The 24424-nt window shown below is 48.2% G+C and carries 24 protein-coding genes; 18 read left to right on the plus strand and 6 right to left on the minus strand.

Features of this window, described 5'->3' with window-relative positions; translation table 11 throughout:
- Positions 1-11 precede the first annotated feature (11 nt).
- From QTL79_RS09410 to glmS, 6 genes are all read left to right on the plus strand, one after another.
- On the plus strand, positions 12-1058 hold the full coding sequence (locus QTL79_RS09410) for a branched-chain amino acid aminotransferase (RefSeq protein ID WP_346354713.1): 1047 nt from the start codon (positions 12-14) through the stop codon (positions 1056-1058).
- 156 nt (positions 1059-1214) lie between these two features.
- Complete coding sequence (gene cdaA, locus QTL79_RS09415; protein ID WP_346354714.1) at positions 1215-2042, plus strand: diadenylate cyclase CdaA; 828 nt, start codon at positions 1215-1217, stop codon at positions 2040-2042.
- A gap of 2 nt (positions 2043-2044) precedes the next feature.
- Positions 2045-2962 carry a CdaR family protein gene (locus QTL79_RS09420; protein ID WP_346354715.1) on the plus strand — a complete coding sequence of 306 codons (918 nt, stop codon included), beginning with the start codon at positions 2045-2047 and terminating at the stop codon, positions 2960-2962.
- Positions 2963-2975: 13 nt separating this feature from the next.
- On the plus strand, positions 2976-4568 hold the full coding sequence (locus QTL79_RS09425) for an NAD(P)/FAD-dependent oxidoreductase (RefSeq protein ID WP_346354716.1): 1593 nt from the start codon (positions 2976-2978) through the stop codon (positions 4566-4568).
- 31 nt (positions 4569-4599) lie between these two features.
- Positions 4600-5952 carry a phosphoglucosamine mutase gene (gene glmM, locus QTL79_RS09430; protein ID WP_346354717.1) on the plus strand — a complete coding sequence of 451 codons (1353 nt, stop codon included), beginning with the start codon at positions 4600-4602 and terminating at the stop codon, positions 5950-5952.
- A 473-nt stretch (positions 5953-6425) separates the two neighbouring features.
- Positions 6426-8255 (plus strand): glutamine--fructose-6-phosphate transaminase (isomerizing), encoded by a 1830-nt coding sequence (gene glmS, locus QTL79_RS09435; RefSeq protein ID WP_346354718.1) that lies wholly within the window; start codon positions 6426-6428, stop codon positions 8253-8255.
- A 136-nt stretch (positions 8256-8391) separates the two neighbouring features.
- Here the strand turns inward: glmS and QTL79_RS09440 are convergent, their stop codons facing one another.
- Entirely contained in the window at positions 8392-8562 is a 171-nt protein-coding gene (locus tag QTL79_RS09440; protein WP_346354719.1) for a hypothetical protein, read from the minus strand.
- Positions 8563-8753: 191 nt separating this feature from the next.
- On the opposite strand from QTL79_RS09440, the gene QTL79_RS09445 reads away from it, so the two are divergent.
- On the plus strand, positions 8754-9233 hold the full coding sequence (locus QTL79_RS09445) for an HIT family protein (RefSeq protein WP_346354720.1): 480 nt from the start codon (positions 8754-8756) through the stop codon (positions 9231-9233).
- A gap of 102 nt (positions 9234-9335) precedes the next feature.
- Here QTL79_RS09445 and QTL79_RS09450 read toward each other — a convergent pair whose 3' ends face one another.
- Positions 9336-9512 carry a hypothetical protein gene (locus tag QTL79_RS09450; RefSeq protein ID WP_346354721.1) on the minus strand — a complete coding sequence of 59 codons (177 nt, stop codon included), beginning with the start codon at positions 9510-9512 and terminating at the stop codon, positions 9336-9338.
- Between the two features lie 448 nt (positions 9513-9960).
- Between QTL79_RS09450 and QTL79_RS09455 the strand changes: the two genes are divergently transcribed.
- The 6 genes from QTL79_RS09455 to QTL79_RS09480 all read left to right on the plus strand — a co-directional run bounded on the left by QTL79_RS09455 (position 9961) and on the right by QTL79_RS09480 (position 14189).
- Complete coding sequence (locus QTL79_RS09455; protein ID WP_346354722.1) at positions 9961-10374, plus strand: rhodanese-like domain-containing protein; 414 nt, start codon at positions 9961-9963, stop codon at positions 10372-10374.
- Between the two features lie 12 nt (positions 10375-10386).
- Positions 10387-10689 carry a hypothetical protein gene (locus tag QTL79_RS09460; RefSeq protein ID WP_346354723.1) on the plus strand — a complete coding sequence of 101 codons (303 nt, stop codon included), beginning with the start codon at positions 10387-10389 and terminating at the stop codon, positions 10687-10689.
- Between the two features lie 217 nt (positions 10690-10906).
- Positions 10907-11821: a hypothetical protein gene (locus tag QTL79_RS09465; protein WP_346354724.1), complete on the plus strand. Its 915-nt coding sequence runs from the start codon at positions 10907-10909 to the stop codon at positions 11819-11821.
- A gap of 43 nt (positions 11822-11864) precedes the next feature.
- Positions 11865-12620, plus strand: coding sequence for a GH25 family lysozyme (locus tag QTL79_RS09470; RefSeq protein WP_346354725.1), 756 nt, complete (start codon positions 11865-11867; stop codon positions 12618-12620).
- Between the two features lie 364 nt (positions 12621-12984).
- A complete protein-coding gene (locus QTL79_RS09475) occupies positions 12985-13389 on the plus strand; it encodes a hypothetical protein (protein ID WP_346354726.1) in 405 nt (134 codons plus the stop codon).
- A gap of 62 nt (positions 13390-13451) precedes the next feature.
- Positions 13452-14189: a hypothetical protein gene (locus QTL79_RS09480; protein ID WP_346354727.1), complete on the plus strand. Its 738-nt coding sequence runs from the start codon at positions 13452-13454 to the stop codon at positions 14187-14189.
- 286 nt (positions 14190-14475) lie between these two features.
- Here QTL79_RS09480 and QTL79_RS09485 read toward each other — a convergent pair whose 3' ends face one another.
- Positions 14476-14706, minus strand: a complete 231-nt coding sequence (locus tag QTL79_RS09485; protein WP_346354728.1) for a helix-turn-helix domain-containing protein — start codon at positions 14704-14706, stop codon at positions 14476-14478.
- Between the two features lie 158 nt (positions 14707-14864).
- Here QTL79_RS09485 and QTL79_RS09490 point away from each other — a divergent pair, with 158 nt between their 5' ends.
- A complete protein-coding gene (locus tag QTL79_RS09490; protein WP_346354729.1) occupies positions 14865-15179 on the plus strand; it encodes a hypothetical protein in 315 nt (104 codons plus the stop codon).
- Positions 15180-15344: 165 nt separating this feature from the next.
- Here the strand turns inward: QTL79_RS09490 and QTL79_RS09495 are convergent, their stop codons facing one another.
- On the minus strand, positions 15345-16064 hold the full coding sequence (locus tag QTL79_RS09495) for a hypothetical protein (RefSeq protein ID WP_346354730.1): 720 nt from the start codon (positions 16062-16064) through the stop codon (positions 15345-15347).
- Between the two features lie 570 nt (positions 16065-16634).
- On the opposite strand from QTL79_RS09495, the gene QTL79_RS09500 reads away from it, so the two are divergent.
- From QTL79_RS09500 to QTL79_RS09510, 3 genes are all read left to right on the plus strand, one after another.
- Entirely contained in the window at positions 16635-17810 is a 1176-nt protein-coding gene (locus QTL79_RS09500) for a GGDEF domain-containing protein (RefSeq protein ID WP_346354731.1), read from the plus strand.
- 437 nt (positions 17811-18247) lie between these two features.
- Positions 18248-18715: an NfeD family protein gene (locus tag QTL79_RS09505; RefSeq protein WP_346354732.1), complete on the plus strand. Its 468-nt coding sequence runs from the start codon at positions 18248-18250 to the stop codon at positions 18713-18715.
- A 28-nt stretch (positions 18716-18743) separates the two neighbouring features.
- Positions 18744-19655, plus strand: a complete 912-nt coding sequence (locus QTL79_RS09510; protein WP_346354733.1) for an SPFH domain-containing protein — start codon at positions 18744-18746, stop codon at positions 19653-19655.
- A 163-nt stretch (positions 19656-19818) separates the two neighbouring features.
- On the opposite strand, the gene QTL79_RS09515 is transcribed toward QTL79_RS09510, so the two are convergent.
- Together QTL79_RS09515 and QTL79_RS09520 are read right to left on the minus strand one after the other, a co-directional pair.
- Positions 19819-20400 carry a 2-oxoacid:acceptor oxidoreductase family protein gene (locus tag QTL79_RS09515; protein WP_346354734.1) on the minus strand — a complete coding sequence of 194 codons (582 nt, stop codon included), beginning with the start codon at positions 20398-20400 and terminating at the stop codon, positions 19819-19821.
- Positions 20393-22294: a thiamine pyrophosphate-dependent enzyme gene (locus QTL79_RS09520; protein WP_346354735.1), complete on the minus strand. Its 1902-nt coding sequence runs from the start codon at positions 22292-22294 to the stop codon at positions 20393-20395. Before QTL79_RS09520 ends, QTL79_RS09515 begins: the two co-directional genes overlap by 8 nt.
- A 285-nt stretch (positions 22295-22579) precedes the next feature.
- On the opposite strand from QTL79_RS09520, the gene QTL79_RS09525 reads away from it, so the two are divergent.
- Positions 22580-24232 (plus strand): ATP-binding protein, encoded by a 1653-nt coding sequence (locus QTL79_RS09525; protein ID WP_346354736.1) that lies wholly within the window; start codon positions 22580-22582, stop codon positions 24230-24232.
- The last annotated feature ends 192 nt before the right edge of the window (positions 24233-24424 follow it).

The raw sequence follows: 24424 nt of genomic DNA on the forward strand, positions 1-24424 counted from the left end.
GAGGCACGGATATGACTGTAGAGAAAAAAGGGACTTCCAACGCGGACAAAATGGACTGGGACAAACTCGGATTCGCCTACATCAAAACAGATTTGCGCTATGTCTCTGTCTGGAAGAACGGAAAATGGGACGAGGGTAAGTTGACGGAAGACAATATGCTGACGATAAGCGAGGGCTCCACATCGCTGCATTATGGCCAGCAATGTTTCGAAGGTCTGAAGGCTTATCGGACGAAAGACGGCAAGATCCAGCTTTTCCGTCCGGACCAGAACGCCAAACGTATGGCAGCCAGCTGCAAGCGTCTTTTGATGCCGGAAATCTCCGAAGAAAAATTCATTGATGCATGCGTCCAGGTTGTAAAGGCCAATGCAGACTATGTACCGCCTTATGGCACCGGAGCGACGCTTTATTTGCGTCCTTATGTGATCGGCGTCGGCGACAACCTCGGCGTACGTACCGCGCCGGAATTCATCTTTTCCGTCTTCTGCAGTCCGGTAGGGGCTTACTTCAAAGGCGGACTGGCACCGGTCAACTTCTGTATTACCGACTATGACAGAGCGGCGCCGCAAGGCACCGGCGCTGCCAAGGTCGGCGGCAACTACGCGGCCAGCCTCCATCCGCATGAAGAGGCTGTCAAGAGAGGGTTTGCCGACTGTATCTATCTCGATCCGGCTACGCACACCAAGATCGAAGAGGTCGGTGCGGCCAACTTCTTCGGCATCACCAAAGACGGAAAATTCGTCACGCCGAAATCGGACTCGATCCTGCCGAGCATCACGAAATACTCGCTGATGGCGGTAGCAAAAGAGTATCTTGGTTTGCAGGTCGAAGAAAGAGACGTCTTCATCAAACAGCTTGACGAATTCAGCGAAGCCGGCGCTTGCGGCACGGCGGCCGTTATCACGCCGATCGGCGGCATCGAGTACAACGGCAAACTGCATGTCTTCCACAGTGAAACGGAAGTGGGGCCTGTTACGAGGAAATTGTATGAAACCTTGTGCGGCATTCAGTTCGGCGAAGTCAAAGCGCCTGCAGGCTGGATCGTCGAAGCGAAATAAACCGTAAAATTGTAAACTAATAAGCAAGAATCATGCCTTTCGCAAAAAAAATGCGCAGGCATGATTTTTTTTAGTTAAAAATGGAGGTTTTAACTGCTTACGGAGCGAATAAAGTTCTTTTAATGGTCATTTTAGGACATAAGGAGCACAGAATTCATGCTATCGCAAATTCAGGCTATCATTACCACCATCAGTCTGCTGGATGTCCTCGACATTCTGCTTGTGGCTGCCGTACTATATCGCCTTTACGTCATGATCAAGGACACGCGGGCTTTGGCTCTCTTAAAAGGACTGATCATGCTGCTGATTGCGACGCTGGTCAGCAAATGGCTGGGGCTTAACGTCATTTTCTGGATCTTGCAAAAGACGCTCACCGTCGTGATGGTCGCGCTGCCGGTCGTGTTTCAGCCCGAACTGCGCCGCGCGCTCGAACAACTCGGTCGCGGCAAGATGTTTAAGAAATATATGCTGCTCAATGAAGAAGAAACCGAAAGCCTGCTCGATCATATGGTTAAAGCGGTCGCCATTCTGGCGCGCAACAAGATCGGTGCGCTGATCGTCGTGGAACGCGATACCGGTCTGAACGACTATATCGAGACCGGCATCAAGGTAGACGGCCTGGTCAGCAGCGAATTCCTCGTCAATCTCTTCATTCCCAACACGCCGCTGCACGATGGAGCGGCGGTGCTCAGAGGGAACCGGATCATTGCAGCAGGCTGCCTGCTGCCGCTGACCGAAGACCGCAGCTTGAACAAGGAACTCGGCACGCGGCATCGCGCGGCGATCGGCGTCAGCGAACAGACGGATGCCGCCGTAATCGTCGTCAGTGAGGAAACCGGCATCGTATCGGTCGCGCAGGGCGGCAAACTGACCCGCTTTAGCGACGCTACCGAGCTAAAAGACAACCTGCGTCCGCTCTTTGCGGCAAAAAACGGAGCGCCCGCGGCCTTAACCAACCTGTTTAACTTTAACTGGAGGCAGTAGTCATGGAATTTTCGGCACAAAAGAACATGCCCGCTAAAATACTTGCATTGATCCTGGCCGTCGTTTTGTGGGTCTATGTCATGAACGACCAGAATCCGATGATTGAATCGAGCGTCGAAGTCCCGTTGGAGGTTAGGAACCAGGCGGCTGCGACGTCACTTTTGGATGTGCCGGAAAAGGTCAAGATCAAGGTGCGCGCGCCGCGCAACCTGCTGATCAATTTGCAGAACCAGGAAATCAAGGCGTTTATCGATCTCAAGGGCATCGGCGAAGGCCGCTCCACGGTCAAGGTCTATACAGCCGTGCCGACCAATCTGGAAGTCGCAGAAGTCTTTCCTGAAAAGATCAACCTGCGTCTGGAGCCGATCATTGCCCGGCAGGTTCCCGTTGAAGTGAGACTGGGCGGTACGCCGAGCGTCGGCACCATGGTCAGCAAAGTCAGCGCTTCGCAGCAGACCGTCAGCATTGAAGGACCGCAAAATCTCTTGGAAACCGTCAATAAGGTGGTCGCCGTAGTCGATATCAGCGGCCGCAACGCTGATTTCACCGCAGAAGCGCCGGTTCAAATCCTAAACAGTAACGACAAAGTCGTCGAAGGCGTCAAAATCGCGCCGGATCATATTCAGGTGGCGGTACAGATCCTGCAAGGGATCGGCAAGAAACAATTGGATATCAAAGCGTTGACTTTTGGCGATTTGCCGAAAGGCATGCGTATGGAAGCCATTATGACGATGCCGAACAAGGTGGAAGCCAGCGGCAGCGAAAAAATATTGGAAAAAATGGAGTTTGTTTATACCGAGCCGGTCAATCTGACTGGTTTGGATAAAGACACGGAAATCGACGTGCCGCTGCAGGCGAAAGACGGCATCGCCGTTGCTCCGTCCGCAGTGAAGGTTCGGATTCTGATCCGCAAACAGTAAAGGAGAAAGAACGTTGTTAAAAATTACAAATGTACGAGTCAATTTAGGGGAAACGGCAACCCTGTCGGCGATTGCCGCAAAACGCCTGCGGATACCACCTCAAGAAATCATTGAGGTGGTTATCCTGCGTAAAGCGGTCGATGCACGACGCAAGGGAAATATCTGCTTCGTATATAGTCTTGGCGCTGTTGTGAAAAACCCCAAGCAGGTCATTGCACAGCTCGGCGAGGACAAAGACGTCAGCCTGATGGAAACAGCCTCCGCCGAAGCGCTGGTCAAAGGCGATCAGAAACTGACCAGCCGTCCGATTGTCGTCGGACTGGGCCCGGCCGGGTTGCTGGCCGCTTTGACGCTAGCGCGAAACGGCTATCGTCCCTTGGTCTTAGAACGCGGCCGCGACGTGGAACGGCGCAGCAAGGATGTTGCGAAATTTTGGGACAAAGGCGAACTCGATCCGGTATCGAACGTCCAGTTCGGCGAAGGCGGCGCAGGCACGTTTTCCGACGGCAAGCTGACCACCCGCGTCAACGACCCTTTGATGCGCGAAATTCTCGACACCTTTGTCGCTGCTGGCGCGCCGCCGGAAATCGCTTATCTGCATAAACCGCATGTCGGCACTGATCGTCTGCGCATCGTCGTTAAGACGCTGCGCGAAGAAATCATTGCGCTCGGCGGCGAAGTCCGCTTTGAGACACAGGTCGTCAAGCTGCTGAGTGAAGACGGCAAAGTCACTGGCGTCGTCACCGCTGCGGGCGAAACGTTGCAAAGCGAGATCGTCATCATGGCGATCGGCCACAGTGCGCGTGATACCTATGCGATGCTGCACGAAAGCGGCGTTGCAATGGAACCGAAAGCGTTTGCGATCGGCGTTCGCATCGAACATCCGCAGGAAAAGATCGACCGCGCGCAATACGGCCCGACAGCCGGTCATCCCGAGCTGCCTGCCGCCGAATACGCGTTGGTGCATCACAATAAGGCCACCGGCCGCACTGCCTATTCGTTTTGCATGTGCCCGGGCGGACTCGTCGTGGCCGCCGCATCGGAAGAAGGCGGCGTCGCCACGAACGGCATGAGCATGTACAGCCGCTCGTCCGGCATTGCCAACAGTGCGATCTTAGTCAATGTAGAGCCAAAAGACTGGGGCGGCAGCGTTCTCGGCGGCATCGAATACCAGCGCAAATGGGAACGTGCGGCCTTTAAAGTCGGCGGCGGGGATTACAAAGCGCCGATCCAGACGATTGGAGACTTCATGGCTAACACCGTCGGCAAGCAATTGTCGGCGACGAAGCCGACCTATAAACCGGGCGTCATTGCCGGCGATTTGCGTCGCTGTTTACCGGATTTTGTCGCCGACACAATCAAAGAAGCGCTGCCGGTATTCGGCCGCAAAATCCATGGCTTCGCCCATCCGGCGACGCGCATGACCGGCGTCGAAACGCGCAGCAGCGCACCGCTTCGAATCCTGCGCAGCGAAAACCGCGAGTCCACGAACGTAAAAGGATTATACCCGGCGGGCGAAGGCGCGGGCTATGCCGGCGGCATCATGAGCGCCGCGCTCGACGGACTCAATATTGCCCGGGAAATTATACGCAACTATCATATGTAAACTACATGTCTGAAAGGAGCTCATATTACAGATGGGAAGATTGTTTGGAACAGATGGAGTGCGCGGTTTAGCGAACCGTGAATTGACGCCGGAAATGGCATTTCGCCTTGGCTGGGCGGCTACGACTTATTTTGGTAGGGCCTGCGACTGCAAGCCGGTCATCACGATCGGACGCGACACGCGGATTTCCGGTCAAATGCTGGAAAACGCGCTGGCGGCGGGCATCTGCTCGGCAGGCGGCAAGGCCGTATTGCTCGGCGTCGTGCCGACTCCGGCTGTCGCATACCTGACGGGACATATGAACGCACAGGCGGGCGCGGTGATTTCGGCCTCGCACAATCCGTTTTATGACAATGGTATTAAATTTTTCGCCGGCGACGGTTACAAATTGCCTGACGAAGTCGAAGCAGAACTCGAAGAACTGGTCATGGTCGGCATCGAGGAAATGCCGCGCAAAGAAGGCGCGGACATCGGCACGCTCGAAGTGCATCGCGATCTGGTCAAACACTACATCGACTATCTGGAATCCACGGTGGCCGGTGATTTAAAAGGTTTGAAAATTGTCGTCGACTGCGCGAACGGCGCAGCGTACGAAGTCGCGCCGACGATTTACAAGCGCCTCGGCGCGGAGGTTGTCGTGCTGCACAACAAGCCGGACGGCATCAACATTAACGATCACTGCGGCTCGACGCATCTCGAAAGTTTGCAGGCTGCGGTCAAAGAACACGGCGCGGATATCGGCATCGGGCATGACGGCGACGCAGATCGCTGCCTGGCCGTCGATGAAAACGGCGAGATTGTCGACGGCGACCAGATCATGGTCAGCTGTGCGCTCGACATGCTGAACAAAGGCACGCTCAAAGACAACACGCTGGTCACGACCGTGATGAGCAACATCGGTCTGCATCAGGCGATCAAGAAAGCAGGCGGACGGATTGAAGTCACTGCGGTCGGCGACCGCTACGTTTTGGAACTGATGCGCAAGGAAGGTTACGTGCTCGGCGGCGAACAATCCGGCCACGTCATCTTTAGCCAGTACAGCACCACCGGCGACGGCGTGTTGACCGCGCTGCAGCTTCTGGTCGCGCTGAAAGCCAGCGGTCAAAAGATGTCGCAGCTTGCGGCCTGCATGACGAAATATCCGCAGCTTTTGGTCAATGTGCGCGTGCTCGGCAAAGAAGGCTGGGAAACCAACGCCAAGATTGCCGCCGCGATTGCAGCAGGCAACCAAGAACTGGGCGAAGAGGGCCGCATCCTGGTGCGCCCGTCCGGCACCGAGCCACTGATTCGCGTGATGGCCGAAGGCCCGGATCAAAAACAGCTTGACCGCATTGTCGGCGAAATTGCCGCGGTCGTCCGCCAGGAGCAGGGCGAAGCGAAGTAGTTGACCGGAAGAGTCGTTTCGAGTAAAATAGATACAGTGCAAGGGGGCGCGAAGGCGCTCCTTTGCGTCTCTTATGAGGGAGACTGCTGAAAAAATGGCATCTGCGTTGTTGCTCCTGCGGGGGGCTTGCTTGCGTACCGGCGTGTACGCGGCGCTGCACCCTCCTCGGTGCGCCTAGCACCTGCCCTTTTTTGAGCAGTCTCCGGGAAACCGTGAAAGGTGGTGGTTGATGAACGAAGAAAAAGCCGAAGATACGGATTTACAGCGCTGGCTCTCATGCAAGTGGAGAGGACGAGGCGGAGGTTTATCGAACCGGTCAGCGGATACCTCCCGGCCATTCTGAGGCCGTTAAACAGCGACAAAACCGGCGGGCGACCGTCGGGACAAAGCGACTGCGTCAGGAGCGGAGCGCGGATGCGCTCTACGATGAAACACGGATCTTTAAAAAGAGAATTATTGGAGGAATAACAACTATGTGTGGTATCGTTGGCTATATCGGGCCGGAGCAGGCCTCCCCATTTTTGATCGAAGGACTTTCCAAGCTGGAATATCGCGGCTATGATTCCGCAGGCATCGCGGTATTTGACGGCAATGAAGTGCACAACAAAAAGAGCGTAGGACGTCTCGGCATCCTGAAGAAGAAATTGGAACAAAGCCCGCTCGAAGGTCACATCGGCATCGGTCATACCCGCTGGGCGACGCATGGCCGTCCTTCCGACGTCAATTCGCACCCGCATACCGACTGCACCGGCAACTTCGTAGTCGTGCACAACGGGATCATCGAGAACTACATGCACCTCAAAGAAAGACTGATCAGCAAAGGCCATGTCTTTACCTCCGAAACCGACTCCGAAGTCGTGGCGCATCTGGTCGAAGAATACTACGAAGGCGACTTTGAAGCCGCGGTCAAAAAAGTACTCTCCGAAATCACCGGCTCGTATGCGCTGGTATTCATGACCAAGCACGAACCGGAAAAACTGATCTGCACGAAACAGGACAATCCGCTGGTCATCGGTCTCGGCCAAGGCGAAAACTTCATCGCGTCGGATATCCCGGCGATCATTCAACGCACCCGCAAGACCTACATCTTAAGCGACGGCGAAATGGCCGTCGTAACGAAGGATTCGGTCTGGGTCACGAACCGTCAGGGCGTGCCGGTCAACAAGAAAGTCTTTGAAGTGAACTGGGATGCCGAAGCTGCCGAAAAAGGCGGTTACGAGCATTTCATGAGCAAAGAGATTTACGAACAGCCGAAGGCGATCCGCGAAACGATGAGCAGCCGTCTGGCGACCAACAACAGCAAAATCATTTTCGACGAACTGAAATGGAACCGCGAAGAAGTGGCCGCGATCCGCAAAGTGGTTATCGTAGCTTGCGGCACCGCTTACCATGCAGGCATCGTCGGCAAATACTACATCGAAAGCATGGCCCGCATCCCGGTCGAAGTGGATGTGGCGTCCGAGTTCCGCTATCGTCAGCCGCTCGTTGACGAACACACGCTGGCGATCTTCGTCAGCCAGTCCGGCGAAACGCTCGACACGCTGGCTGCAATGAAAGAAGCGAAACGCCTCGGCGCGAAGACGCTGGCCGTGACCAACGTCGTCGGCTCGTCGATCTCGCGTGAAGCGGACAACACGATTCTGACCTGGGCAGGCCCGGAAATCGCGGTCGCTTCGACCAAAGCCTACACGACGCAGCTCGTCAGCATGGCGATGCTCTCGATCTACATCGCCGGTCTCAAAGGCACGCTGAGCGAAGAACGCACGCACGAACTGATCGCCGGTTTGCGCAATCTGCCGGGCCAAGTGCATGAAATGCTCGAAGACGTCGAAGAGATCAAGACGTTTGCACAGCAATACGGTTTCAACGAAGACGTGTTCTTCATCGGCCGCTCGCTCGACTACGCGGTGGCGCTGGAAGGCTCGCTGAAACTGAAAGAAATCTCCTACATCCATGCCGAAGCGTATGCCGCAGGCGAACTGAAGCACGGCACGCTGGCGCTGATCATCGAAGGCGTACCGGTCATCGCACTGGCGACGCAGCATGATGTATACGAAAAAACGCTGAGCAACATCAAGGAAGTGAAGGCGCGCGACGCGGTGGTTATCGGCGTTGCGATGCAAGGGGACGATGAAATCAAGAAGTATGTGGATCACACGATCTTCATTCCGAAGGTGGACAAGTTCCTTGCGCCGATCCTCGCAGTGATTCCGCTGCAACTGCTGGCTTATTATGCAGCAGTTACGCGTGGTTGCGATGTGGATAAGCCGAGAAATCTGGCGAAGAGTGTTACTGTAGAATAATGAATGAAATCCCCCGTAAGGTGCTTTTGTACCTTGCGGGGGATTTTTGCGTTTAAATGCGTTTTAATGTGTTATGTCGCATTTGTCATTGCGAGCGCAGCGCGGCAATCTTCTTTTTAAGTTTGCTTTGGCAAATTTAATTTGATAATGGTGTGGTATTTGTTTTGCTGAGCCCCTTTCGCCGTCGCGGTTTTTTCAGAGCTGACCGGCGCTGCGGGCAGACATGGGCGCGGCAGGCTGCGGTGAACGGAATTCCTGGCGGGAAGCGTCGTCCATGACGCTCCGCCAGCGTGTGACGTCCTGTCACACGTTCCATCCTCCTTGCCTGCCGCTTCCTGTCTGCTCGTCCTCGCGCCTAAAATGTTCTGAAAAAACCGCGACGGCGGGGATAAGGGAGAACGGGTACGAAATTCGAGAAACGTAACGTTTTACAGAAGGTTCTAGTGACGCGGACGCGAAGTAAGCTATATTGAATAGCGTCATAGGCTGGTGAAAAGTATGTGTCTTACGTGTCAGTTGTTGCGGGGCGAAAAAGAGATTCCGTTTGGCGTGGTTTATGAGAACGAGTTTGTTTTTGTGCATCACTGCATCGACGTTGCGGTGCCGGGGTATTTGATTCTTTCACCGAAGCGGCATGTTGGCGGGTATGAGGAATTGACGTTGGAGGAATCGGCGGCAGTGGGGGCGGCTTTGCAGGAGATGATTTTTCGATTAAAGCGGATTGCTGGAGTGGAGAAAGTCTACATCGCAAATTTTGCTGAAGAAACGGCGCACTTTCATTTTCATTTGTTTCCGCGCTACGGTTGGATGAAAGAGATACAAGCGGCGTACGTGGGCGATAAACTGGATGGAGCGAAGCTGTTTAGCCTAGTTCGGCAGACGCATAAACGGAGCGGGATTGCAGAAGAGGCAAATGTACGTAATGTGGTTGCGGCGATCCGAAAAATGCAAATGTATGAAGAAAAAGAATCCCTTTAAGCATCATCATAGTGCTTGCGGGGATTTTTTTTATTCATTATTTTGCTGAGTGACGTTTTTAGTCAGGGTTTGAAATTGTTTTTGTGAGATGTCTTTAGCAAGTCAAATTTGATAGTGGTGTGGTATTCTGTTTTGCTGATCTCCTTTCGCGTCGCGGTTTTTCAGAGCTGAACGGAGCTGCGGGCAGACATGGGCGCGGCAGGCTGCGGTGAATGGAATTCCTGGCGGCAAGCGTCGTCCATGGTCAAACGCTATGCCATCCATGGCGCGTTTTGACACTAGAAACGTCCTGTTACGTCGACGCGCCGCCAGCGTGTGACGTCCTGTCACACGTTCCATCCATCTTGACTATCGCTTCCAGTCTGCTCGTCCTCGCGCCTAAAATGTTCTGAAAAAATCGCGACGGCGGGGATAAGGGAGAACGAGGAATGGGAGGACGAGGATTGGAGATGGGCATGTGAGGCGTAGGACAGACAGCGTAAATATGGGCGGAGTTATTGACGAGTATAGGAAAATTGATTAGATAATGAAAATTTGTAATAATTATGTAATAAATTAGACGTTGTTGGCAGGAATTTTTTTGGGGATGACGGAATATATTTTAAAAGGTAGTGAATCTTTGAACTTCAAAAGACTGAATTGGGGGAGAAAGAAGAAGCAATTCCGTATGTCGAGACTTGTTTTATGAGGAACAGTAGTTACCTATTTTAACTCAAAGGAGCAGCAGATGAGAAAAGCATTTTTGATCGCAATCGTTGCAATTTTTGCCGCCGTTTTCACACCCCAAACGAGCCATGCACAGCCGGTGGAGGCTTCTTTTTTGTCCATTGCTGACTATTTGGTCGCACGGAGTAATGTCACGTTGCTGGATGTGAGATCAAAGAATAGTCGCGCCAATAGCCAACAAGGCATAGAGGGTGAAGTTTGGATTGATCCGCACAGTGGCGATGCTCTCAATCAATTCGTTGGCTCGGCTGACAAAAGCAAACCGTATGTCATCTTTTGCTCTTGCGTCGATGACAATTACAGCGTCCGCGCAGCTCAAATCCTTACAAAGAATGGATTTGAGCTTGTTTTCGTTCTAAGGGGAGGCTGGGATTCACTCAAAAGCGTCGGTATAGAAATGATTCCACTACAATAATGGAGGAACTTTATGAAAAAGTTATTTGGTCTATTCGTATTCTGCTTCCTGCTCATTCCTTCAGTCGCATTTGGCTCACCTCTAGAGGATAAAGCGGCGCTCAAATCATTGCCAACCCAATCGCAAACGATCGCCGGAACGGAAGAACAGATAATGCCCGTGATTGTTGATGAAAACTCCATCGCAGGGATGAAAGATATGGATATAATCCCGCAGCAGCGAGGCTGCTGCAGCCATCATGGCGGCGTTTGCGGCTGCGAGGGGGGGAGGGCGGTCTGTTGTGATGGCCGGTATAGTCCGACTTGTGGTTGTTAGGTAAATAGAAGTGAGAGGAAAAATTCTTTCATCTTCCTAAAAAGAAGGGGGATCGAGTTTAGAGAAAAGGTAATTTTTAAGGAGTAGAGGAAGCGAATAGAACCGTCCCTACGCTTCCTGTATGCACTTCTTAAAGCAGATTGAATTTAGATAAGTTGACTTAATTTGAATGATAAAATAGTTTTAATTATAGATAGAATTGAAAGGAGCATTTAGTGTGAATAGAGATGAAGAACAAATTCCTTTGTGTATACATTTAGATGGTCCTGCATTTATGCATAAAAAAGAAAGTTTCCAGATAGATTTATTTTCCTTATCGCAGACTATAATGGATATACAACATATGTTAGATAGATCGTATGCTGTATTAAGTGGATCACAAAGAGTTACCCAAAAAGATAGACAAGAATTTAAATTAATTGCAAATAAATTTGCACCCGGATCGCTTGAAATTACAGCATTACTTTCTTTGACACCAGCGATGATACCATTGATTACGGAGTATGGGCCTACGGCATATAAAGTAATTGAAACAACAATAAAGGCATTTGAGTTAGGAAAAAAATTACGTGAAATAGTGAAAAATGGCGGATCTGTGCAACCAAGTATTATAAATTATAATAATGTTGGTATGGTTAATAATGGATCTATCGAGAATGTTGTCATAAATAATTCGATAACTAAAGAGGAAATTATGACAGAAGTGTCAACTTATTTTGCAGCTCTTCAGTCTAGTCGTAGTCATGAGCGATTAGTAAATCATACGAGTAATAAAAGTGTAACTAAAATTGCTTTATCTACCTGTGAAAATGGTTTAAAAATGGAAACGTCTGTAACGGATAAATTGCTTTTTAAATCGGAGACTCGTTTAGATGATTCTGTAAAAAAATATTATGTTAAAATTCATGCGCTTGACGTTGAGACAAGTACAGGTGAGTTAAGAATATATGAAGAAGATCGACTTTCTAATCCAATTCGATTTTCTATTATAGGTTCGCAAGAGTTGAAAAATTATAGTCTAGCTTTAAATATTGATAAATTATCAATAAATGCATTACCAGAATTTCAAACAGATCTATCGGGAAAAAAGTTGGTCAAACTCCATGTTGCTAATCTTTCTTTCAATTTATAAATTGAGTTTGCGAGAGTTTTAATAATAAAAGTAGAGGAAAAATGTGATTGATTTATTTAAAGTAGTGATTTGGAGCATTATATTCGCTGTAGTATTTTTTGTTGCAAATAGTTTGCTGATAAAGACTTATGGTATAGAAATGAACAAGTATCAGTTGTATGAAAATATGGAGAGTGATTCTGCAATAAAGAAAAAAATAGAGATTAGAGGTATTGATGTTTCAGCTTATCAAAACAGAATTGAATGGGAAAAAGTAAGGGCTGATAATATTCATTTTGCTTATATAAAAGCGACAGAAGGAAAAACTTTAAAAGATGATAATTTTATTAAAAATTGGAAGGGCGCAAGGGCTGCTGGAATTAGCGTAGGTGCATATCATTATTTTACATTTGGCAGTGATGGAATTGATCAAGCTGAAAATTTTATAAAAACGGTTTCAAATGAAGTGGGGAATCTTCCACCAGCTGTAGATATTGAGTTTGAAGGGAATTCTACTCAAATACCAGCTAAAGAAAAATTAAAAAAAGAATTAAAGAGTTATATACAAGAGTTAGAGAAGTTTTATAAACAAAAACCGATCCTCTATGTGACCTATGAGTCATACGAAAAATATATTATGGGTGATTTTGAAGAATACCCTGTATGGATAAGAGATACTTCTAAAAACCCAGAGTTGAAAGACGGGAAAAAATGGGCTCTGTGGCAGTTTAGTAATTCTGGGAAAGTTTTAGGAATTAATACCTTAGTGGATCTAAATAAATTTAATGGAGATGAGATGAAGTTTGAAGAAAAATGGTGAAAAGTTGGAAACAAGGGGCCGGGACTGTTTGCTTCGGTTTTATAAAAAATTGAGATGAACAATAATAAAACCTGAGGCGAATGGATGATCGAGTTGAGTTTGCCTAAAATAAATGAAATAAAGGGACAAGTTTTTTGTTTTGTTTAAAGAAAAGATAAAAATGAAACGGCAAAACGGGTCCAGTGTATTGGTGAATTTTGGAGAGAAAGCCAAGTCCGATAAATTAGCTATAATAATCTAAGAAAGGAATAAAAGGAGAATGATTGAATAGGTGGGTACTTTAGGAAATTAGGAGGAAATTTTTAATTTCTATCGAAGATAACATAATATAGAAAGTCGTTTTAAAAGAAAGCGAGGGCTAATTATGTGGTTAAGAGTCGTATATACTTTTTTCGCAACATTTGCAGCAATAAAAGATCCATTATCAGAAACCGCGCTTTTTGTTTTAAGTTTTGGATCTTTTGTTTACTATGTTGGTCTTAGCCAAAATTATCAGCGAGGAAGAATGTATTGGTTTTCAAGAGTCGGCTTATTAGTAAGTTTTATTTTTTTTGGAATGGTTATACCTTGTATAATAGGATTTTATCATTTTCAAATGAAGGATGAATTTACAATTTCGATTATTTGCCGTAAAAACGATTTTTTTTCGTTTAGCCAAGTCTGGTTTGCTCTTTTCCCAATATTTGCATTTGCAGAAACGATGATTTTACCTAGCGTAATAAATAAAGAAGAACATTCGAAGGAAAAAGAATTTCAAACTGCAGTATAGAGAATTAATGTCTATAACGTATTTGCGGTGGAATTTACATTTTAATAAGGAGATTTATTATTATGGAAATCTCAATTATGATTGTAACTTTAGGTGCCTTTGCTGGACTAATATTAGGTGCGATTGTAAAAATAGCTAGAGATAAAAATACGCCTAGCGACGTTTGGAAAATGAGTTGGAAATACTTTGTAATGCTTATTATAATATTTTTAACGTTTATGGCTTATTTTCGTTTTTCAGATGAAAAATTAATGGAATCGCCCGTATACTATAACGATAATATTACCGAAATTTCAAAACAAATAGAGGGTGAAGATAAAAACAATAAAAACCAAGTACCGTTAGATGCAGCAGTTCCTGTTTCAAATAAATTAAATAAAGAAGATATTGTGTTGGGTGACATAGAGCTTCTAACTTCAATTATTGATATGCGTAAGAATAGTAATATGGATTTGAAAAAAGAAGAGGGATTGTATGGAACAATATATTTTTCGGGAAATGACTTACAAATTATGATTTCTAGGGCATCCAATAAAGTTTCCAGTGTATATTTACTTAGTGATAAATATAAAACAGCTAGAGGTATTGCCGTTGGTGGTGACGAAAGTCAGATTATGAAAGTATATGGTAAATATAACTTTAAGTTGGATACTATACCGGACATTCCAGGGGGGTATGGATATGAATATTATTATCAAGATGAATCGATAGCAGCGATATTGAGATTTGTAGTTGATGATAAATCGAAAAAGATTATATATATTGGAGTAAGGGCATTTAATGGAAAATTAGACGTATAATGAAAAGAAGCGAGGGGACAGTTTTTTGCTTCGTTCTTATGAAAATTAGCAATAGCAAATAATAAAAAAATGAGGTAAGCGGGTTTAAATCCGTTTACCTCATTTTCCTCGTAATGGAGCGTTTGGGGTCTTCATCTCTTTTACTAATGTAGACCCCAAGGGTTTGAGCACCAAGAGTTCCTTCGGGGAACGCTGGGGGTCAGAACGAAGCGAGGGGACGGTTCCGTCGTTCTATTATTATGTCAATGCTACATGTTGAAGTCTAATGAAAAATGAGGTAGACGAACTAAAATTCGTCTACCTCATTTTTATTTTGATCAGGAATATATTCCAATAGATCGGATGGGGAGCAGTCGAGAGCGGCGCAGAGTTGATTGATGTGCTCGATTTCTAGCCTCTTGGCAGTGCCGTACCATAAAGCGGAGATTGTATTGGGGCGAATTCCGGTGAGATCAGATAAAGCTTTCTGAGTTAGTTTCTTTTTGCCCATCAGTTCAGAAACACGGATATTAATCATTAAAAGACCTCCAAATGCAAAGGGTTAATGGTTAAATAATAACATTGGAAGATAAAATAAAACAATAAAAGCAATAAAATAACGTTAAAAGATATTGAAACAAAACCATAAAAGATATAAAATATCGACAGGAGATATTTTGAAAAGAGGTGCAGCAAATGAAACTCAAAGGTGAATTCTGGAAAGCATTTCAGGGGTTTGCGATAGATCGGACAGAGAAATGCTTGGATCGATTTGAGCGGCGGGCGGAATATATGCGGCATGTACGGGAAGTGGATCGGCTTGGATTGCAGTTGGTGGGCGAGCGGGGCAAGGACGCTTGGGAGATTTGGGATCAGATTGCGACGGAGCAAGCGAATGCCGAAGGGATCGTCTTTGACGTAATCTATCTCCAAGGCTTGCGTGACGGTTTTGCATTCAGTCGAATGCTCAGTCGCACTGAGGAAGAATGGCGTGAGGAAGTGAGTCAATAGCTTGCTGTTAATAGGATGCGCGGGGGCGGTTCTTCCCCTTCGCCCAAAGGCGAAGCCGCCGGGCGGGTACGGACGTGGATGGGGTTTTAAGGCGAAAAATAAACGAGCTATCCCAACCTAGCATTTTCATAGCTGGGTTGGGATAGCTCGTCTTGATTAAGGCATTCATTTGGCGGTCGGCGATGGCTCGCAAAATTGCAGCAGGCTGTTGATGCGTTTGCTGCGCTCGGGAGTACCGGCGGTTCGATCATTGACGGTTGCATGAATCGGGATGTTTTTTTGCTGCAGCGCCTGCAGCAAGTTTTGCATTGCAGCAAGGTTGCGGTTATCTTTCATATCACAAAATAGAAAGAATCCGTCGTCATCAAGGTTGCTGGAGGTAAGTTTTGCGGAAAACTGCAGCGAGCGACTGCCGTTTGAGATTTCGATCAGCAGCTTGAAGGGCGGCGTGAATTCCGTCCAAGCCTGACTGTCGGCGATATGGCCGCTGAAAAAACGTTCGTAGCGAATGCCGTCCGCATTGGCAAAAGTGATGAGGTGCGGCGTGAACGCAAGCGAGGCGGCCAGGAGGATGAGAAGAGCGATGGTCGACAGAGCAGCCTGGTTTGGCCGGCGAATGAATACCCACAGCAAGGCAAGGCAGCCGAATAATGCAATAGTCGGCAGAAAAAACCAGAGTAAAGAAAAGTTCAGATAGATCTCGCCGCCTTGCAGCGCATCCGCCCAGATGATATTTTCAACAAACGTGAGACACCAATAATACAGGAAACCAATGCCTAAGCAAAAGCAAAATTGCAAATGATTTTTAGTTGTCCATTTCGGGCGTTGCTTAGCGAAAAGCATGTGATACCGCCTTACAGAGTCAGTTGGTTGATGGTTATACATGGCAGGTCATTCCTTTCCGTCTAACGTACGATACAATTATACAGCGCCAAACCGAAAAGACAAGACTGGGTAAGTATTTTAAGCCGATTGGCAGATCGTAAGAAATCAGCGCTTAAAAAACAGCGATTGCTTAAAAGCGCTTTGAAAAAAGAAGAAGTGAGGGGACGGATCTTCCGCTCCGGCCTTATGAAAACTAACGGTAGCGAATAATAAAAATGAGGTGAGCGGGTAAATCCGTTTACCTCATTTTCCTCGTAATGGAGAGCTTGGAGTCTTCATCTCTTTTACTAATGTAGACCCCAAGTGTTTGACCACCAAGTGTTCCTTCAGGCGAGAATATTGTGCCGGTGGATTTGTACAGGCCATCGTGAGTTCTGCCGATGCTATCGTCTTTGCCGGAAAATAAATTTTGCAGTTGTATAGTTAGTGGAGTAAACAGGAAGATTTTGTAATATAATAATGGTAGGGAACCGCTGATTAATTGTCGTTGCACGCCATTAATCAGCGGTTTTTTGTAGAGCGCTACGAATGGGAGCCTCTTGCAACGCGGACGCATGGGGGGAGCATGACATGAATCTTGATATTCAAACGATGTTGACGGCGCTTGCGGTGATGTTGCTGGGAAACGGAATGATTTCGGGTTTTACCTGGAAAAATGCTAAGCTTGAGCGGGCTGTTTTTGGCTTCTGGAGTATGGGGCAGATTCTCTTCAGCGTCGGCATGCTCTTAATTGCTCTGCGCGGCGAAATCTCCGTTTTTCTTTCGCTGATCGTAGGAAATCTTTTTCTTGTCGGCGGTCAGGTTGCGATTCAGGAAGGCTTTGCCGTGTATGTCGGGCAAAAAGGACTTTATCGCGGGATGTCCCTGGTAAATATCTGCCTTTTGCTGGCCGGAGTTATTTATGCGGCGTATTTTGAACCGTCGGTCAATTTGCGAATTGTGATCTATAGTGCGGCTGCGAGCGCGATGTCTCTGCTCAGCATGATCACGCTGCAGAAAAAAGAAGGGGCGAAGAATGCGCCGGAAAAGATGTTCATTTATTTGCAGGCCTTGCACATTTTTTTGATGCTGCTTCGTTCCGGCGCAGCGCTACTGCAAAACGAATATGCAAGTCTGCTTCATCCGGCTTCGATTCAGGCTTGGATCATCATGGGGCTTTTGAGCTATTATTCTTGCCAGTCGCTGTGCTTTTTTTGGCTTGTCGCCCGTCGTTTGAGCATGGAAGTGCAAAGACAGGCTGTAACCGATCCGTTAACCGGATTGTCTAACCGGCGGGCGCTTGATGAGGCGCTGCAGCAGCTGGGGGAGAAAAATGGCGACGGAATCGGCTTTTTGTTCATCGATGTTGACAACTTCAAGACAATGAATGACTGTTACGGGCATCAAGCGGGAGACTCGTTTTTGATCCGCTTGGCTGATGAAATAAAGAAAAACCTTCGTGCGGATGACTTGGCATTCCGTTATGCAGGAGACGAAATGGCCGTCATTATTCGAAAGTGCAATCAGGAAAATTTGCTGCAGGCTGCGGAGCGAATCAGGACGAAAGTGAATGAGATAGAGATTATATGGGAAGGGCGGAGCGTGAAAGCAACGATCAGCATCGGAGCGGCGCTGTCAACCGAGCGAAACAATATGGAGAGTTTGATTAAGCGGGCCGATGATGCGCTGTATGAGGCAAAAGCAGCCGGAAGAAATATGGTCAGAGTCGGCGAGGCGAAGCGCGAAAATAAGGACGGGGCAGAGTGAACGCTCTTTTTTGCTGATGGGAGGAAGTGAGGAGACGATTCTTTCTGCTTTGCTCTTATGAAAATTAACGGCAGCAAATAAGAAAAATGAGGGGAACGGGTTCAAAGCCGTTCCCCTCATTTTCATCGTGAAGCGTTATTCCTCACCGCAGACCTTCCGATTATCGCCGTTGCATTTTTTCAAAAGCGTACGTCCTGGCATGATGGGGGGCGTTTCTGGGAAATAAGAGCGGTTAAATTATCATTTTAAGTTACATAATAGTGACAAATGAGGATGAAGTACTATAATACCTATATGCGAGCGCGGTTCGGCGGAAGGTTAAATTTGTAAAATTGGCAGGGGTTTGCTGGCTATTTGGACTGGCGAGTGGTACGATTAAGGAGTTGTAAAATTATGGCGCTAAGCGTGGCGCTTAGCCGGAAAGGGGAGTGTGGGGCGTGGATTCTTTTTTTCAATTGACGCAGATGCAGCAGCTATGGATACTGCTGATCGTTTTATGTATCGGGGTTGAATTGGTTTTGCCGCATTTGGTATTGATCTGGTGCGTTCCGGGAGCTTTAGTCAGTTTGATTCTGAGCAGCTTTGGCGTGAGCATTTGGTGGCAGTTGGCCGTTTTTCTTGCCATAACGCTGCTGTTGTTGTGGCTTGTGATGCCGCTAGTGAAGTCGAAGACAAAAAAGCATAAAGAGCTCGAAACGAATGCCGATGCCTTCGTAGGCAAGCAGTATGTTCTGACGCAGGAAATCACGGTCACGCAAAAGGGAACGGTACGGATTCACGGTACGGATTGGTCTGCGGCGACCGTTCCACCGTCCGCGTTGGCGGAGGGGACTTGGGTCGTCGTGCGGGAAGTGGTGGGCAATACGCTGATCGTTGAAGCCGTTTCCGGCGAAGAGCCGTCGTAGGTAACGAGATTTTATAGGGGGAATGACAATGTTTGCAATGCTGATTATTGGTTTTATCGTCCTGGTAACCTTGGTTTTAAACGTTCGCGTGGTCAGTCAGACGGATGCGGTAGTTATCGAACGTTTGGGATCGTATTTGACAATCTGGCAGCGGGGGCTGAATTTTAAGATTCCGATCATTGATCGTGCGGTAAAGACGGTTTCGCTAAAGGAGCAGGTTGCGAACTTTGAACCGCAGCCGGTTATTACGAAGGACAACATCACGATTCAAATCGATACGGTCGTATATTTTCAGGTAACGGATCCTAAAATGTACTGTTACGGGGTCGCCAATCCCATGAGCGCGATCGAAAATCTGACCGCGACCTCGTTGCGCAATATTATCGGCAAGCTGGAACTGGACGGCGTGCTGACATCGCGTGACACGGTGAATTCGGAAATGCGCCTAGCGCTGGACGATGCCACCGAACCGTGGGGAGTTAAGGTGACGCGCGTTGAATTGAAAAGCGTGGTTCCGCCGGAAGATATCAAGCAAGCGATGGAGAAACAAATGAAGGCGGAACGGGAGCGGCGTTCGGCGATTCTGGAAGCGGAAGGAAAGAAGCAGGCGGCGATTCTTACGGCGGAAGGCGAAAAATCCGCAAGGATATTGAATGCCGAAGCGCAAAAGCAGGAGCAGATCCTCGCAGCGGAAGCATCCAAGGAGTCGCAGATTCGCAGAGCCGAAGGGGAAGCGTCTGCAATTGAACAAGTCGCGACGGCGCAGGCCAATGCGTACAAGCTGTTGAACGATGCCGCACCGAACGACCAGATCATAAAAATCAAGGGTATGGAGGCGTTGGTTCAAGCCTCGCAAGGTTCTGCCAACAAAATCATTATCCCTACCGATGTAACCGGTGTGATCGGCAGTCTTACAACGCTGATGAGTACAAACAAATAGGCTCTTGCGCTTGTGAGAAGCGGCAAATGAAAAAAGGAAGGGAACGGGTTTGCAGCCGTTCCCTTCCTTTTTGTCGTAATGCGTTATTCGTCGCTTTCGTCTTGCGGATTATTTGAGGCTAAGGCATCGTAAACGGTATCACGATCAAATTTGATTTGAAGAATCAGGCGGAGGCGATCTTTTGCAGCAACGCGAGGTTTTGTTCGAGCATGCTGCCTTGCATCAGGTCGTTCAGCGCCGCTTCATAGTGTTGTAACTTGACGCCGGGAATCAGCGCTTCTTTTGCCAGATAGCCGAGCAGCACGGTGTTCTGCATCCGGCTGTCCGTTAGGGATTCTGGTGCGACGCGAATTTCACGGATGTTTCGGCGCAGACATTCCTGGCGGATGAAGTCATCGGTCAGGGGTGATTCCTTTCCGAGACGAACGCTGAGCGGCTGCCAACGGACGTCGTAATAGAGAAGGGTTTTTGCATCCGCCAGATATTCCTGCAAGGCGCGAAGCGCCTCGTAGCTTTCCAGCGAGATAGCCAGATCGGCGCAGCCGCGGCGGATCAGCGGCGAATAGGCGGGGCCAATGCGCACATGCGAGACGACTGCGCCGCCGCGCTGCGCCAGGCCGTGCGTGTCGACGCCGCCGACGACAAGACCTGCATGGTCGGCGGCCCGGATCAAAGCTTCGCTGAAGAGGCCGATGCCTTGTCCGCCGACGCCGGTGATGTAAATGTCAAATTTATGCTCAGTCATGAGAAGCGCCTCCTTTGGCGGCAGAATCGGAAGGGGCAAGGATGGCATGCGTCGGGCAGGTTTGCAGGCAGGAACCGTCGCCGATGCACAGATCTTGATGAGCGCTGACCTGGCGGTCCGCCGTGCGCTGGAAGGTCGGACAGGCGAAGGCGGCGATGCAGGCGTGTTGCTGGTCGCAAGTCGGGGCGATGGTTACGCGGCGTCCTCTGAACTGGCCGCGCCTGCGCATTTCTTTCGTCAGCTTCAACATGCAGGGATGTTTGGCGATGATCACTTTGAAGCCGCTTTCCAGCAAGGCTTCTTCCACCAGACTGCGGAGCTTGCTCTGCTGGTAGGCATCGACTTCGCGGATGTTTGTGACGCCAAGCGCGTCCAACACGCGGCGAAGCGGAATGGCATCGGTCGCGCCGTTCGCGTTTTTGCCTACGCCCGGGTGATCCTGATGGCCGGTCATCGCGGTGGTACCGTTTTCCATGATGATCAGCAGCAGGTTGTGGCGGTTGAATACGGCGTTGATGATGCCGGGGATGCCTGCGTGAAAGAACGTGGAATCGCCTAAGAAGGCCACCACGCGGCGTTCCTGGTTGAAGAGCGAGAGGCCGGAGGCGGTAGCGCTGGAGTGGCCCATGCATAAGAGGATTTGCCCCATCTGATGCGGCGGCAGAAAGCCGAGCGTATGGCAGCCGATATCGGCAACGGTGATGTCGCTTTCTTTCAGCGCCTGTTTGACGGCGTAGAAAGCGGAGCGGTGTCCGCAGCCGGGGCAGAGCTGCGGCGGTCTTGGTGCGCGCGATGCGACAGGCGCGCCTTTTGCCTCGTCTTTCGCCAACAGATCCGGCCATGTCTTATAGAGGACCTGAGCGACTTTGTCCGGCGTGTATTCTCCCAGCCAGTCGTCGATATCCTTCTTCCCGATGATGCGCACCGGAAGACCGTGTTCGAAGGCCAAGGCTTTGATCTCGCGCTCCAGCACGTCGTCGAGTTCTTCGAGGATTTTAACTTCTTCGTGCTGGCGCAGGAAGGCGAGGGTTTTTTCTTTCGCTAACGGATGAATGATGCCGAGCTTCAAGATGTCCGGCTTGGCTGTGACGTCCTCAAGCGCGTCCATCAGGGAGAGGAACGGCGCTCCCATTGTGATGACGCCGCGCCGTCCGTTTTGAAAATCCGTCATGGCGTTGAACGAAGAGGCGTCGGCGTAGGCGGCGACATCGCTTAGCTTTTCCAAGGCGCGGCGTTTCAGCGGAAAGACGCTGGCGCTGATGGGGATGTAGGGGCCGTTTTTCACGTCAAAGCGCGGCGTGTTGTCGAGGGGGCGGGGCTGCCAGCCTTGGAAGCGAACCTTGGCTTTGGCATGGCAGACGTGGGTCGTCAGGCGAACGATGACCGGCATCCGCCGCTTTTGCGAAAGGGCGGCGGCTTCCTTGAACATCTCATAGGCTTCCTGTGCGTTCGCCGGTTCGAAAACCGGAATGTAAGCCAGACGTGCATAGTGGCGGTTGTCCTGTTCATTCTGCGATGAATTGGCGCCGGGATCGTCGCCGAGGAGGATGACCATTCCGCCGATCAATTCCATAAGACCGAGCTGGACAAAGGTGTCGGCGGCAACGTTCAGGCCGACGCTTTTAAAAAAGGTACAGGAGAGATGGCCGTTGACGGAAGCGCCCACCGCGACTTCGGTCGCGACTTTCTCGTTCACGGAGAACTCAAAGTACGGCGGTTGGCTTTCTTTGGGCAGCGCGTTCAGCGCCTCCGCGATTTCGGGCGTCGGCGAGCCGGGATACGAAGTGACGACCCGGACTCCTGCTTCGAGCATCGCGCGGGCAATAGCGGCATTGCCGATCACGATCTCACTAAATGGCTGATGCGAAGCGAGTATTTCTCCGAGCTTTTTCAACTCATTCAACTCCTTTTTAAAATTGCCTTGCTTTGATAGAGCGGCATCTGGGAAGCGATTTCCAATAGTTATCCTCTTCTGGATTGGCCTTGAAAATCCTTGCGCTTTTAAAAGTTTTACGGATGAATCGATACGTGAAGCGAATGAGCTTTTCTTCCACATTGGTCCTATAAGAAACTAGAGACAGCGAATAATAAATAGGTTAATTGTAGCAAAAAAGGATTTAAATGTTTTTCGTGGAAATCCTATATGTAAAACTTTGTAATTGATTTGTCGGGAGTAATTATGGATAACATTCATGCATCAGTACTTAGCTCATTACTTGGTACAGTCTCAATTATTTTAATTTACTTTTACCTTTATGCATTATACCGTAAGCGCTATCTGGGAATTTGGGCCATTAGCTGGCTTGTGCTTCTCTCAAGGTTTGCTTTGTTTGATTCAGGACTCATCGCTTGGCAGCAAAATTTGTTTTATCTGACAATTTATCAAATCCAGCTATTGATGAGTGGACTACTTTATGCTTGGGGTACGCATCTTTTTCTGAGTAAAAAGCTTGATCATAGTTGGATTTACGTTGCTTTAAGTATATTTATTGTGAGCATTGGGGTAAATTTACTGCAGGTTTCTTTATTATATAAATTACTGCTCCCATTTGTATTTGCTGACTTTATTTGTATATGGATTGGTATGAATTTTTTACGCTGTGTTGAATTACAGGGAATCGGTCACTTAATTACGGGGTATGCATTTATTATCTGGGGGCTTGTTAGTTTAGCGATGCCTTTTGTAATTGATGATCCTTTGTTTATTCAAATAACTTATACTCTGGGCGGACTTTTACGATTTATTATTGGTGTCGGTACTTTAGTTGTATACTTTGAAAAGAATAGAGCAGAGCTAGTAATTAAGCAGAATGAATTTAGGTTACTAGCCGAAAATGCGGTGGATGTCATCTATCACTACCAGCTATTCCCCGTGCAAAAACTTAAATATATCAGTCCCTCTGTGCTTACCATTACAGGATATCCACCAGAAGCCTATTATTTGGACAAATCGATTGTCTTTCAATTAATCCATCCTGACGATGTTTCTCTTCTTGCGAATTTTATTAAAAACATGCTTCTCTCAGTAGAGACGCCGTTAACGTTACGCTTACTGACAAAGGATGAAATTACTGTCTGGGTTGAACAAAAATGCCTTCCCATTTATGACGCAAAAGGAGAGCTAATAGCATTGGAAGGTATTATTCGTGATATTACAGAACGGAAAAGGCTGGAACAACTGACCTTAAATGTTGTCGGAAGTATGGCCGTAACGGTTGCGCATGAAATTAGAAACCCAATGACTACAGTGCGCGGTTATTTACAAGTATTAGAGAAAAAAGATAAATACCAAGAAGACAAACAAAAGTTCAGCTTAATGATTGAAGAAATTGATAGAGCGAATGCTATTATTCAGGAGTATCTTTCTTTGTCTCAGGAAAAAGCAGCTAGATTAGAACCATGTTCACTAAATCATATTGTTAAGACTCTATTTCCGCTAATCCAAGTCAATTCTATTAACGCAAAAACAACGGTGTCCCTTGATCTTGCTACTATTCCAGATTTATTTCTGGATAAGAATGAAATGCGACAATTACTACTAAATATAGTGCGTAACGGCATTGAAGCCATGTCATCTGGCGGGAATTTACTGATTCGTACCTACCAGGAAGACAACAAAACGGTTCTAGCTATCAGTGACCAAGGCGATGGTATTCCTCCTCAAGTCCTTGAGCGATTGGGCACACCTTTTACTACAACTAAAGATTCCGGTACGGGGCTGGGGATTCCAATTTGTTATCAAATCGCGCAACGGCATAATGCTAAAATTGTGGTTGATACAAGTAAGGCGGGAACTACTTTTAAGTTATATTTTAATTCTCAAGCATCATAGATTTTAAACAATGGCAAAGACCCTTTTCAGTGAGTACAATATTACTCTTGAAAGGGGTCCTTTTATCTTTTGCAGGAGAGCTTTTTAAAGTTGGAGGAATAGCAATCACGGAGTAGTAAGCAAAACGGAAAGTAGAATATTGCTGCCGTTGAATAACGAAACGGTTTTGTAAAATGGAATTAGAAAAGTTTT

Origin of the sequence: Azotosporobacter soli (assembly GCF_030542965.1) — a bacterium.
Lineage (GTDB): Bacteria > Bacillota > Negativicutes > SG130 > SG130 > Azotosporobacter > Azotosporobacter soli.